This window comes from Clostridium sp. CCUG 7971 (genome assembly GCF_017590215.1).
Lineage (GTDB): Bacteria > Bacillota > Clostridia > Peptostreptococcales > Peptostreptococcaceae > Faecalimicrobium.
In genome coordinates this window covers 1-13,578 of the sequence record NZ_JAFFPK010000128.1, presented here as the reverse complement: position 1 = coordinate 13,578, position 13,578 = coordinate 1, and the positions used below count along the sequence as shown (strand labels likewise).

General features: G+C 27.2%; 15 protein-coding genes. 14 read left to right on the top strand and 1 reads right to left on the bottom strand.

What is annotated here, in order from left to right:
* The first annotated feature begins 175 nt into the window (after positions 1 to 175).
* The 10 genes from JWF52_RS15460 (at position 176) to JWF52_RS15415 (ending at position 8,703) form a co-directional block, all read left to right on the top strand.
* Positions 176 to 454 (top strand): OadG family protein, encoded by a 279-nt coding sequence (locus tag JWF52_RS15460; protein WP_208334429.1) that lies wholly within the window; start codon positions 176 to 178, stop codon positions 452 to 454.
* 45 nt (positions 455 to 499) lie between these two features.
* Positions 500 to 850, top strand: coding sequence for a biotin/lipoyl-containing protein (locus JWF52_RS15455; RefSeq protein ID WP_208334428.1), 351 nt, complete (start codon positions 500 to 502; stop codon positions 848 to 850).
* 25 nt (positions 851 to 875) lie between these two features.
* Positions 876 to 2,006 carry a sodium ion-translocating decarboxylase subunit beta gene (locus JWF52_RS15450; RefSeq protein ID WP_208334427.1) on the top strand — a complete coding sequence of 377 codons (1,131 nt, stop codon included), beginning with the start codon at positions 876 to 878 and terminating at the stop codon, positions 2,004 to 2,006.
* A 233-nt stretch (positions 2,007 to 2,239) separates the two neighbouring features.
* Positions 2,240 to 2,902, top strand: coding sequence for a GntR family transcriptional regulator (locus JWF52_RS15445; protein WP_286184222.1), 663 nt, complete (start codon positions 2,240 to 2,242; stop codon positions 2,900 to 2,902).
* Positions 2,903 to 3,011: 109 nt separating this feature from the next.
* Positions 3,012 to 3,386, top strand: a complete 375-nt coding sequence (locus JWF52_RS15440) for a BlaI/MecI/CopY family transcriptional regulator (RefSeq protein WP_208334426.1) — start codon at positions 3,012 to 3,014, stop codon at positions 3,384 to 3,386.
* 19 nt (positions 3,387 to 3,405) lie between these two features.
* Positions 3,406 to 4,635, top strand: a complete 1,230-nt coding sequence (locus tag JWF52_RS15435) for a DUF4825 domain-containing protein (protein ID WP_208334425.1) — start codon at positions 3,406 to 3,408, stop codon at positions 4,633 to 4,635.
* Between the two features lie 164 nt (positions 4,636 to 4,799).
* Positions 4,800 to 6,716 (top strand): OPT family oligopeptide transporter, encoded by a 1,917-nt coding sequence (locus JWF52_RS15430; RefSeq protein ID WP_208334424.1) that lies wholly within the window; start codon positions 4,800 to 4,802, stop codon positions 6,714 to 6,716.
* Positions 6,709 to 7,056, top strand: a complete 348-nt coding sequence (locus JWF52_RS15425) for a PqqD family peptide modification chaperone (protein WP_208334423.1) — start codon at positions 6,709 to 6,711, stop codon at positions 7,054 to 7,056. Before JWF52_RS15430 ends, JWF52_RS15425 begins: the two co-directional genes overlap by 8 nt.
* A 195-nt stretch (positions 7,057 to 7,251) precedes the next feature.
* A complete protein-coding gene (locus JWF52_RS19775) occupies positions 7,252 to 8,106 on the top strand; it encodes a CPBP family intramembrane glutamic endopeptidase (RefSeq protein ID WP_208334422.1) in 855 nt (284 codons plus the stop codon).
* Between the two features lie 39 nt (positions 8,107 to 8,145).
* On the top strand, positions 8,146 to 8,703 hold the full coding sequence (locus tag JWF52_RS15415; protein WP_502711265.1) for a beta-class carbonic anhydrase: 558 nt from the start codon (positions 8,146 to 8,148) through the stop codon (positions 8,701 to 8,703).
* Between the two features lie 74 nt (positions 8,704 to 8,777).
* Here JWF52_RS15415 and JWF52_RS15410 read toward each other — a convergent pair whose 3' ends face one another.
* The gene (locus JWF52_RS15410; RefSeq protein WP_208334420.1) at positions 8,778 to 9,374 is read right to left on the bottom strand and encodes a DUF3793 family protein; all 597 of its coding nucleotides are present in this window, start codon (positions 9,372 to 9,374) and stop codon (positions 8,778 to 8,780) included.
* A gap of 327 nt (positions 9,375 to 9,701) precedes the next feature.
* Here JWF52_RS15410 and JWF52_RS15405 point away from each other — a divergent pair, with 327 nt between their 5' ends.
* From JWF52_RS15405 to JWF52_RS15390, 4 genes are all read left to right on the top strand, one after another.
* Positions 9,702 to 11,048, top strand: coding sequence for a M20 family metallopeptidase (locus JWF52_RS15405; RefSeq protein WP_208334419.1), 1,347 nt, complete (start codon positions 9,702 to 9,704; stop codon positions 11,046 to 11,048).
* Between the two features lie 142 nt (positions 11,049 to 11,190).
* Entirely contained in the window at positions 11,191 to 12,270 is a 1,080-nt protein-coding gene (locus tag JWF52_RS15400; protein WP_208334418.1) for an SIR2 family protein, read from the top strand.
* Between the two features lie 151 nt (positions 12,271 to 12,421).
* Positions 12,422 to 13,108 carry a DUF554 domain-containing protein gene (locus tag JWF52_RS15395; protein WP_208334417.1) on the top strand — a complete coding sequence of 229 codons (687 nt, stop codon included), beginning with the start codon at positions 12,422 to 12,424 and terminating at the stop codon, positions 13,106 to 13,108.
* 123 nt (positions 13,109 to 13,231) lie between these two features.
* The coding region (locus JWF52_RS15390) for a hypothetical protein (RefSeq protein ID WP_208334416.1) at positions 13,232 to 13,578 on the top strand (347 nt) is incomplete at its 3' end.

The window sequence follows — 13,578 nt, the reverse complement described above, 5'->3', positions numbered from 1 at the left end:
GGCCGGAGAATTAGCTAAGAGCGATGAAGACGTACTAGCATATGCATTATTCCCACAAGTAGCTTTAAAATTCTTAGAACAAAAATATAATAAGAATGTTAAAGAAGAAACTGATACTAATGAAAATAGTATTCAGTATATAACAGTAACTATGTAGAGAATAGGTGATAATATTATGGGAAATCAATTAACAATGATAGATGCCTTATCAATAACGGTATCGAGTATGACAATAGTATTCTTAACGTTACTAGTAATTTCAGTTATATTAGGTTCATTTAAGAATATATTCAAAGAAAAGCCTAAAGTTGATGTTAAGAAAGAAGTAGCACAAACAGTAGTAGAAGATGATGAAGAAGAAAGAATAGTAGTTGCATTAGCAGCATCTATAATGGCTGGAAATGGAAAAGTAAATCCAAATCTTCATATAAAAAGTATAAAAAGAGTTAAATAAAAATTAGACCAATTGCTTAAATAAGGAAAAAGAAAGGGATAAAAAATGAGCGCAAAAACATATCATATAACATTAAATGGAAAAGTATACGAAGTTGAAATAGAGGAAGTTAAGGCTGGAACAACTCCAAAGCAAACTGTACAGCCATCTGTACCTAAGCAAAAGCCAGTTGCTAGTGGAAATGGAGAAAGTGTAACTGCTCCAATGCCAGGAACAATAGTAAATGTATTAGTAAAAAATGGAGATGCAGTTAAGAAAGGTCAAGTGGTGGCAGTACTTGAAGCTATGAAAATGGAAAATGAAATAGTTGCTCCTGTAGATGGAACAGTAACATCAGTAAGCGTTGACAAAGGGCAAAATGTAAATCTTGGTGATAGCTTATTAGTAATAGCATAGTACCAGTCTTAAGGAGGAATTTAACATGGGAGAAATGATAACTAGCTTCTTTGCAGAGTCAGGATTTGCGATGCTGACACCAAAGAGTGCTATAGTAATAGCAATAGCTTGTATATTCTTATACTTAGCTATAAAAAAAGGATACGAGCCATATTTATTAATACCAATATCAGTAGGTATGTTACTTGCTAATATGCCAGGAGTAAACTTAATGCAAGCGGCAACAGATTCAGAAAGTGGAGGATTGTTCTACTATTTATATCAAGGTGTTAAGCTTGGTATATATCCACCAATTATATTTTTATGTATAGGTGCAGGTACAGACTTTGGACCAATGATAGCAAATCCAAAGACAATGTTATTAGGTGCAGCTGCACAGTTTGGAATATTCTTTGCATTTTTAGGAGCAATATTATTAGGTTTTAGCGGGCCAGAAGCAGCATCTATAGGTATAATAGGGGGAGCAGATGGACCGACAGCTATACAGTTAACGGGACAATTAGCGCCACATTTATTAGGAACAATAGCATTAGCTGCATATTCATATATGGCTTTAGTTCCGGTTATACAACCACCAATAATAAAAGCATTAACAACTAAAGAAGAACGTAATATTAAAATGGAACAATTAAGACCAGTTTCAAAAACTGAAAAAATAGTATTCCCTGTGGTAGCTATGATAATAGTTATAGGATTATTACCAACATCAGCTCCTCTTGTAGGTATGCTTATGTTTGGTAACTTATTAAAGGAATCAGGAGCAGTTCCAAAGTTAGTAGAAACTGCACAAAATTCATTAATGTATATAGTTACTATATTCTTAGGATTAACAGTTGGGGCGACTGCTAATGCTGAAACTTTATTATCATCACAAACATTAGGTATAATAGCAATGGGACTTGCAGCATTCTCTGTAGGTACAGCATCTGGAGTATTATTTGGGAAATTAATGTGTAAATTAACTAAGGGGAAAATAAATCCAATGATAGGTGCAGCAGGAGTTTCTGCAGTGCCTATGGCAGCGAGAGTTGTACAAAAAGTTGGACAAGAAGAAAATCCTTCGAACTTCTTACTTATGCATGCAATGGGACCAAACATAGCAGGAGTTATAGGGTCTGCCGTAGTTGCAGGTATACTACTTAAGTTTTTTGCTTAATTAATGCAATATAATAATATATATTAAAAATATGCACTTAGATGGCTTACATATCCATTAAGTGCATATTTTTTATGTAAGAAAATTGTATTTTATATGTTTATAAAAATGTTGATCGAATTAAATTTTGTATAGCTAATACATTATAAACGAATTTTTATTATTGATAAATATAAAAAGGTTAATGTATAATCTAGGATAGCTATAAAAAAGTAGTAATTGAGGTGTAAATAATGTTTAGTAAAATAGAAAGTTCGGATTTAAGACCAATGAGAGAAATAGTACTGTATGAACTTAGAAGTGCTATTTTTGAAAATAAATTAAAACCAGGTGATAGATTAGTAGAAAATATAATCGCATCGAGTATGGGAGTTAGTAGAACTCCAGTTAGAGAGGCATTAAGACAGCTAGAAATAGAGGGGTTAGCTATCAATATGCCAAGAAAAGGAACTTTAGTAAAAGGTATCTCAATAGAAGATGCTACGGAGATATATGATTTAAGAGAAGTTTTAGAGGGGCTAGCAGTAAGGCTTGCATGCTTAAATATATCTAGAGTAGAAATAAGAAGATTAAAAGAAATATTAAATACCATGGAAGGAAATATATGCGATATAGATTATCCAGACTATATAAAAGCTCATGGGGAGTTTAACTCTATAATTCTTCATGCAAGTAAAAATAAAAGATTAATCGAAAAATTAGAACATATATATGAATATTTAAAAAGCTTAAGAAAAGTAAGTTTAAATAATATGGAAAGAAGAAAAGTAGCACTAGAAGAACATATAAGAATAGTAGAAGCTATATCAGAAGGTGATGAAATTTTAGCAGAGAAAGAAGCTAGAGAGCATGTTGTTAATGCAAAGAAAAGTTTTATCGAAGGGTATAATTTATAATTAAATAATATTTTTTAAGTAAAGTAGAAACTACTTTACTTTTTTATTGACAAAAATGGATTACAAATGTAATATTTAATTAAGCTTACAAACGTAATCTTAAAAGGAGATGAAAAATGTGAATCAAATAACAGATGCAGAATTAGAAGTAATGAAAGTGCTTTGGGAAAATGGAAGTTGTAGTAGCTCTCAAATTGTTGAATTGTTAACTACAAGTACTGACTGGAAACCAAAAACAATTCAAACATTAATAACTAGATTAGTATCAAAAGAGGCTATAAATGTAGATAAAACTAATAAAAAATCATACATGTATTCAGCAAATATAAGCGAAGAAGAATACAAAACTTATGCTAATGAATCATTTTTAAAAAAACTATACAATGGATCAGTTAATATGATGCTATCTAGTTTTATAAAAGAAAAAAAGCTTTCAAAGGATGATATAAATGATTTAAAAAAACTACTTGATGAAGATAACTAATATATAAAGAGGAGAAAATATGAAGTTTTTTAAATATAAAAAAAATATATTTATATTAATAGGAGTCTTTATTATCCTATCATTAGGAACTATACTTTTAACAATTTATAAAAATAATAAACCGGAATTAGATTATGTAGCTCCCTTAGAATTAGACTATTCAACTTCTTTATATAAACATAAAACTAAGTACATAGGTGATATAAGTAATATAACAGAACTAGTATATAGATTACCATTAAGTAAATATTATAAATCGACAGAACTTATAACAGAAAAAGAGACACACGGTTTAAAACTCTTTTATGATATTGATAATAAAAATTTAAGCAAAGAAGAAATAGATAAAAATTTATACTCAAGTTCAGTAGTATTATTTTCTTTGATAAATAATTTAGACAACACTATCTTTAATATTAAAAACCATAGAGAAGAATATACTTTAGAGTATAAAAGAGAAGATATAAATAAAATACTTAATATTGATATAAGAGAAAAATCTAATACTTTAGAAAATTTTAAAGAACTAATTAGTACGTTAGATATTAATAATCTAAGTAGTGATAGTTTAGATAAGGCTATATCATTAGCTATACAAAATTTTTTTACACCAAATCCTGGAGAAGAGTTTGTAGCTGAAGGGCATGTAATATTAGATAAAGAAGAAAATGACAAAGAAGTAAAGGTATATTTAATATCAAGTGCAAATGCATATTCATTTGAAAATGAAATATTTACATCAACATCAGGGTATGGAGCTATGCCTATTGTTATGAAATTCTCTAAAAATGGAACTAACTATAACCATATATCAACGATAGAACCTCAGGATGGTTCGTATTATGTTGATTCTATAGAAAAAATGTTTCCTAAAAAATTATTAAAAAAAGCATTAAATCCAGATGAATATTTAAATAAACTTACAGAACAACAAGAAAAACAGACTAAACTTTATTTGAAAAGTATAAATAGAAAAACTAAAGTTCAAGGAGATTTTGTAGATAAAAAGCAAGCGCAGATAAGCATCGCTGCAAGTAATAAATTATTAGAAAAGGAAGAACTGCAGGAATACCCCGACTGGATTGGAACTAAAGAATCTCTTATAAATGGGATTAGGTATATCTATGAAACAAAGCAAGAAAAAGAAAATGGATATGATATTATTACTTACACAAAGAGAACTGAAGATAAAAGAATAATTGAAGAGTATAAATATAAAATAATTAATGACAAAGTAGAAGAAATCTAGAGTATATAAAATAATAAAAAATGCAATAAGTTAGTTTAATTAGACTAGCTTATTGCATTTTTTATTATCTATTTATTAATTACTATATTAATTTTATTTTATTATGGATATATTTTCTGATTTTTTTGAATATGTTTTAGTAAATGAAGAAGGGAGGTATTTTAATGAATAAAAAATTATCCAAAGATGCGTATGGAGGAATACATGGAAAAGACTATGTTCCATACGTAACAGACAAATCAAAAACAGGCGGAAATATGGCAGTATTAATTATAGGAATTATTTTAGCTGCTGTTTTTGCTGCTTCTACAGCTTATTCTGGTATGAAAGCAGGTCTTACAGTTGCAGCAGGAATTCCTGGTGCTATAATAGGTTCAGCATTTATTGGAGCATTTGCCCGTAAAAAAGGTATCCTTGGTAAAAACTTAATTCAAGGTATGTCAAGTGGTGGAGAATCAGTTGCCAGTGGTATTATATTTGTATTACCTGCTGTTATTTTAATTGGTAGTCAAATTTCTTTCTTAGAAGGTATAGCTGTAGGAATTGGTGGGGTTTTATTTGGTATTGGATGTGCATCACTTGTTCACAATTACTTAATTATTGAAGAACATGGTAAACTTATGTACCCAGAATCTATGGCTATTTCTGAGACACTTGTTGCTTCAGATACTGGTGGAGATGCTATAAAATACATGGGAATGGGATTTGGTATTGGTGGAGCCATTACTTTATTAACAGGATCATTTTTTAATGTAGCAAACAACGTAATTAGTTTTGTAGGAAGTAAATTCTACAAATGGAAGTTTGAAGTTGAAGTAAATCCTCTTCTTTTAGGGATTGGATTTATAGTAGGTCTTGAAGTAGCTTTAACGATGTTTGCAGGTTCTATATTATCAAGTTTTGGTATTACACCTTTAATAGGATACTTTACTGACCTTGCTGGTGAAGGTGCTAAAGTTTGGAATGACCCTTCAATGAGCATGAATCAAATGGAAGTTGGAGCAATTGCTGGTAACTATGTAAAATACATAGGTGCTGGTATGATGCTTTGTGGTGGTATTATAGGTGCTGTTAAACTTATACCAACAATTATAGCTTCTGTTAAAGAAACTCTTAAAGCAAAATCAAGTTCTGGAAATAATGGTTCATCTATTGAAATGTTAATTTTATTAGGTGGAGTAGTAGTTGGATTTGTAGCAGCATTTATGATTTCAGGTAATGCTATAATGGCAATTATTGGAGCTATTATATCTCTTTTATTATCTTTATTATTTGTTATAGTAGCAGGACGCCTAACAGGTACAATAGGAACATCAAACCTTCCAGTATCTGGTATGACAATTGCATCTTTAGTTATAGTAACATTAATATTTGTTTCAATGGGATGGACTAGTGAAGTAGATAATAAATCACTTCTTTTATTTGGTACATTTATAGTTGTAGCGATTGCTATGGCTGGTGGATACAGTCAATCACAAAAGGTAACTTATATTATAGGTGGTAGTAAAAATGAAATGCAACGTTATTTTACACTTGCTGGTATAGTAGGAGTAATAGTTGTTGTAGGTACTATATTATTACTTGCTGAACAACTTAAAGTTACTGGTGATGGTGCTCAATTTGCACTACCACAAGCAAACTTAATGTCAACATTAACTTCTGGTATTATGTCAGGTAAATTACCTTGGGTTATGATTATTGTTGGTGTATTTATGGCAATTGTTTTATATTTACTAGGATTACCAATTATGACTGTAGCTATAGGATTCTATTTACCAATTGCAACAACTTCTATAATTTTAGTTGGAGCATTAATACGTGTACTTGTTGAAAAAATGGCTAAATCTGAAAAAGAAAAAGAAGTTAAAATTTCAAATGGTATAAGTTTATCTTCTGGTCTTGTTGCTGGTGGTTCTATAATAGGTCTAATAGGTATAATCTTACAAGTAACAGGAATTGTAAAAGTAGGTTCACCTAGTGGATTTGCAGCGGGTAATGGCATGGCAGTAGCTTTATTAGTAGTTTTATGTATACTTTCAATATTACCTATTATTTTATCTAAGGTAAAGCATAATGAATAATAATGAAGTTTTAGATATTGTATTTAAAGTATCTGATAACATTGAATACGAAGTAGATAAAGAAGGATTAGTAACTGTAGTTGAAAAACAAGACCATAAAATACAAAATTTTTTCAGAAAATTGAAATTTAAAATTCCAATGTATAAGAAAACTACACTAGATAAATATGGCAGTTGTGTATTTTTACAGATTGATGGTAAAAAAACAATTAAGGAAATTGGTGAAGGTTTAGAATTTAAATATGGAGAAGAATCTCATCCTCTTTACGAGAGATTGTTGATTTTTTTAAATCATGTTGAAGTGAATTGTCACTATATTGAAAAGTTAAATAAACAATAAAAGATATATAAAAATAAAGGAGTTACTTCATGTACTCCTTTATTTTTATGCGTAATTTTGGGAGCCTAAAAATTTAATAAAATAAAAAGGATTTACACTAACTTATAATATGAATGTGTGAAAATTATTGCATCCGTTATGATATAATAATATTAGAAAATTAAGTAAATTAATGTATTAAAAAGGAGAAATCTAGTGATTATCAAAAAAGAAGTTAGAATAAGGGATGTAATAGGTGTAATAATATTATCTTCTGCAATAATATTGGGATTATATTTACTGATTACATTTTTAATTGGTATACATCTTGATAAAGATATTTATATTTTAGCACTGGGAATATTGATGATTTTTATTTTATCAATAAATATAATACAATCAAAAGATCATTTAAAGTACATGTACACAGATTTTAAAATTAAAGTAAATTTAAAAGAAATAGGTGGAAGATATTTAAACTCACTAGTAATAAATCTAGGAATTGAATATTTGCTAGTTGGAATACTTATATTAATAAATGCCAGCTTTACAAATAAAATATTAAATACTTCATCTTCAAAAGAGATATTATATACAGGTAGTATTATAATAAATTCTATAAAGGTAGTTATGATAGCTCCAATTTTAGAAGAAATAATATATAGAAAAGTAATCTTTATAAGATTATCTAAAAAAACTAATAAAGGTATAGGATTAATACTATCTTCAATAATATTTGGATTAAGTCATGCTAAAGAGTCTATGTTTTTTGCAATTTTATTTGGAATAGTACTTTGCATATTATACTTAAAATATGAAAATATATTAGTACCTATATTTTTACATTTTATAAATAACTTAATGTCAACTTTAATTTTACTAGGATCATTAGGTAAGAAAAGTAGTGGAGCAACCACTTTTGTATATCAAGGTTCAAGGTCCTACTTAATATTTGGCTCTATATCCACAATTATAGGCTTATATTTTTATATAAGATACATTAATAAAAATAAAGCTTACTTAAAAATAGATAAAAATCAAAATAACAAAACTGAAGTTAAATATACATAATTGGGTAATATATATGTAAATATATGAATGAGGTATGTCATGAGACCAAGTAGATTAGATGAAATTTTATTATATAATAAAAAATTTATAGAAAATAAAGAGTATGAACAATATGAAACAACAAAAAATCCAGATAAAAAGATGGTGATTTTATCATGTATGGATACAAGGTTGACTGAATTATTACCAAAGGCAATGAACATAAAAAATGGTGATGCAAAGATAATAAAAAATGCAGGAGCTACGATAATGCATCCTTTTGGAAGTATCATTAGAAGTTTAATTGTTGCAGTTTATGAATTTGATGCTAAAGATGTAATAGTTGTTGGACATTATGGATGTGGTATGAGTAATTTAGATACTAATAGCCTTATAAATAAGATGTTATCAAGAGGAATATCTAAGGACACTTTATCAACAGTATATAATTGTGGTATAGAAATTGATAAATGGTTACATGGATTTGATTCTGTAGAAGATTCAATAATAGAAAGTGTAAACGCTATTCAAAACCATCCATTAATGCCAAAGGATGTAAATGTCTATGGATTAATTATTGATCCTCATACAGGAAAAATTGAAGCTATATCAAGATAATAAAAAGAACTCTCTTAAGTAGGATTAAGAGAGTTCTTTTTTATATATTAAATTGAAAAAATTTGTAGGCATTATTAAATTACTTTTTTTAATTCATCTAAAGAATTAAATTCTAAAATTTCCTTCATTTTATTTCTATCCTTTATGAAACTATCACATACCATATCAGATATAGATGGATCCCCATAAACTTTCCAGTATCTAACTTTACAGAACTTATAGTTACCATATCCCATAAAACCAGCTACATCTTTAAGAGGATAACCTAAAAATATACCTATTTCATGAGGAAATTCTTTAGAATGAAGTTTATCTACTAAAACATCTATGTAATTATCTATACTGTAGTTTGATGGATAGCCTATAAACTTTAAAAAGTTTATATACTTTTTATTATCTAATACTTTAGATAAAGATTTTTTATTAATAAATAAAATCCTAGTACCTCCATCAGTTGTACTTATAACTTCATAGTTTACTTTAAAACAGTTACTAAAGAAGTTCTCTATATCATTAAGTTTATTTACTCTCATTTTATCCTTTAAAGGGATATTTAATATTTCACATGGTTTAGAACCTAGTATTACTGGTCCTAATACTTCTAATATCCATTTTATATAATCTGAATTTGTATTATTTTTGCAACAGTTTTTTACGCAATTATTATTCACATTATGCCTCCTGAAATTGATAATTGTTATTAATTAAATAATAACATGAATGAAAATAATTATCAATAACATTTATAAAATATTTTTTATAAATTAAAAATTAGCAATAAAACAAAATAAAGTAGTTACCCGACGTAGCACTTTATTTTATTTTGATAAAAATATAAAAATGTTTAAAATGTAAATAATAAACGATAAATATATTTAATAATATATCATAAGACTTGCAAATTACTAAAAAAATAAACATAGACTAACTAAAGCAAAATATAGTATATTTAAAGTGCATAGATAAATTTATGACGATTTTAAAGGGGGATATTTAATATGAATGAACAAATAAAATTAAAAGTTAATTCTCTACAAAATGATATAATATCATCTATTAAAGGTTGTGTAAAAATACCTAGTGTGATAGATGAAGCTACAGATACTTGTCCTTTTGGAGAAAATATTGATAAAGCTTTAAGATATACTCTAGATTTATGTGAATCTCTTGGATTTAAAACTGTTTATAAAGATGGATACTATGGATATGCAGAGATAGGTCAAGGAGAAGAACTAATAGGTATACTTGGTCACTTAGATGTAGTTCCAGTAGGAGAACTTGGAAGTTGGGAATTCCCTCCATATGATGGTGTTATAGATGGAGACAAATTATATGGTAGAGGTACTCAAGATGATAAAGGGCCAACTATTGCAGCAATATATGCAGTTAAAGCACTAATGGATTTAGGAGTAGAATTTAATAAAAGAGTAAGATTTATATTTGGGACAGACGAGGAAAACCTTTGGAGATGTATTAATAAATACTCAGAAAATAAAGAAGAAATACCAAACTACGGATTTACTCCAGATTCTAAGTTCCCAATGATAAATGCTGAAAAAGGATTGTTACAAGTATTTTTAAATGGAAAAGGTAGTGAAGATTTAGAATTATCACTTGGACAAGCATTTAACTCTGTACCAGATAAGGCTATATATTCTGGAAAACACAATGAAGATCTAATAAAAGAATTAGATAGATTAAAATTTGAATACACTTTAGATGTAGATAAAATTTGTGTTATAGGTAAAAGTGTTCACTCTGCTGTAAGTGATACTGGTATAAATGCTATAGCAAGATTAGCTATTGCACTTAATAATATAGGTATTCAAAATGATGCTATAAAGTTTATAGCAAAAGTTATAGGACAAGATGCTAATGCTAATAATATAATAGAAGGTTGTATGGATGATGTTTCTGGTAAACTAACATTTAACATAGGAAAATTAAACATAGATAAAGAAAAGTCTAGTATAGGTATTGATGTTAGAATACCTGTTACATATAAAAAAGAAGAATTCACTTCTAGCTTAGAGTCTAAAGCTAAAGAATATAATTTAATCTATGAAGAATATGATTATTTAGCATCAATATATGTTGCTGAAGATAACTTCTTAGTAAAAACTTTAAAGAAAGTGTTTGAAGAAGAAACATGTCTTGATGGAACACCACTTTCTTCAGGAGGAGCTACTTATGCAAGAGCATTAGATAACTGTGTTGCGTTTGGATCAGTTTTCCCGGGAAAACCTAAAACAGAGCATCAAGCTAATGAATATATAATCATAAGTGATTTAATGAAAGCTACTGAAATATATGCACTTTCAGTATATGAATTATTAAAAGGATAACTTATAAAATAATGTATATAAAAAGAGACTATAATTTTATAGTCTCTTTTTATATATTTACATATAAATAAATTAAAAATAATGCATACTTAATTAGTATATACGTAGATTATACATATATAGTATAAAATGGAGGTGTTATATGAAAATCTCTATATTTTTAGGAGCAGGAGCATCTGCAGCAGAAAATTTACCAATTCAAAATGAATTGTTTAGTGAGTATTTTAAAAAATTAAAACAAGATGATTTTAAAAGCGATATGAATATGGAATTATATAAATTTTTTAAGCAAATGTTTAATATTGATATTATAAAAGATGACATGGAAAAAGCTGAATTTCCTACCTTTGAAGAAGTATTAGGACTTCTCGATTTAGCAGAACAAAGAAGAGAATGTTTTAGAAATTTTGGTCTTGAAAATTTAAGTAAAAGAAGTGATAGTATAAGGTTTTTAAGACAATATATAATTTTATTAATGGCTAAAGCAATACATAAAAGCGAAAGAAGTAATAATTATCATAAACTATTAGCTAAAAATTTACTTAAAGAAAATTTACTAACAGATACAACATTTATAAGTGCTAATTATGATATACATATAGATAATGCATTAGCATCACTATATAAAAAAGAAAATCCTATAATGCTTGACTATGGAGTTAGATTTACAAATTTTAATATAGAAAATAAATGGGTACCTCCAAAAGATCCTTTAGTAAAACTTTATAAAATACATGGATCTTTAAATTGGTTATATTGCCCTGTATGTAGTAGTTTGACATTAACACCTTATGATGAAGGAATAATGAAACTTTTAAGCGAAATAGAAGAGGTAAAATGCTTAGAATGTAGAAGTTTAACAGTTCCGATAATAGTACCTCCTACGTATTTTAAAAATATGGATAATGTATTTTTATCTACTATATGGAACAAAGTTGAAAGCTCATTAAGAGAAAGTGATTTAGTTGTATTTTGTGGATACTCATTTCCTGATGCAGATATACATATCAAATATATGCTAAAAAGAATTCAAACAAATAGAAATACACAATTAAAGTTTATAGTATTTAATTATCATAAGGGGAAAAAAGATGAATCAATGAAAAGAGAAGAAGACAGATATAAAAGATTTTTAGGTAAAGATGTAATATTTACTAAAAATTCTTTTGAAGATTTTTCAGCTAATCCAATAAAATTTATAAATGATTCTTTAAAAACTTAATATTTTAAATTGAAAATATTAAGTCTTTAAATTTATTAGATAAAAAATAAATTTTATATAATATTTGAGTAATCTAAATAGACTATCATATAAAGTAAAATTATAATTATATTTATATAACTTAAAAAAATTACAATAAAGGGGGAATTTTATGATTGCAACAGTAGTTAATTGTCTAGCAATAGTGATAGGATGTTTAGTAGGACTTTTAATAAAAGGGAATATATCTGAAAAAATAAGTACTAATATAATGAATGGAATTGCTTTGTGTGTATTATATATTGGAATATCAGGTTCACTTCAAGGTGAAAACACTTTAATAACTATAATATCTATGGCAATAGGTGCTCTAATAGGAGAATTTATAGACCTTGATAAAGGGTTAAATAAATTAGGTGATAAGTTAGAAGAAAAGTTTTCAAGTGAAAAAGGAGAAATTTCTATATCAAAAGGTTTTGTATCAGCAAGTTTACTATTTTGTGTAGGAGCTATGGCTATTGTAGGAAGTTTACAAAGTGGATTAACTGGTAATTATGAAACTTTATTTGCTAAATCTATTTTAGATGGAATATCATCTATAATTTTTGCAGCTTCATTAGGTATAGGAGTTATGTTTTCAGCGATATCAGTATTTTTATATCAAGGAATTATAACAATAGGTTCATCTTTTATGTCGAATATACTAAGTGATTCTGTCGTAAATTCTATGACAGCTATTGGAAGTTTGTTAATAATAGGATTAGGTCTAAATATGCTAAAAGTCACTAATATAAAGGTTGCTAATTTGTTGCCTGCTATTATTATTCCGATTTTATTTGGATTATTTGGGTTAATATAGAAAAAAGTATTAGACAAATTTCTTATTTAGAAGGATTATACCACTAAAAATCAAATTAAATAGATATAGTAAAGTTTAAGCTGATTGTATTGAGATTCAAAGATAAGATTAGGGGGGAATGTAGTGAGTAAGTTTGATATAAATGGGGCTATTATAGAATTTGATGAGAAAATGGATAATTACAATGAAATAAGAAGGAAATTTAAAATATATGCAAATGACGCATCTAAAAGCTTTGAAGAAAATTGTCTAGGTAACATTAAAAATATTAAAGAGTTATCAGAAAATGGTTTGAAAATAGGCACTGATATTATTGAAGAAGTTCTTAAAAAGGGAGTAGAAACAATAGTTAGTTTTGATATTATAACAATAGATTTAAATACTTTTAAAGAGATTTATTGTAAGAGATACTTAGATTATGAAAGATTATTTAATAATTTAAATAAAGAAATGTTAGTTAATAATAAAAA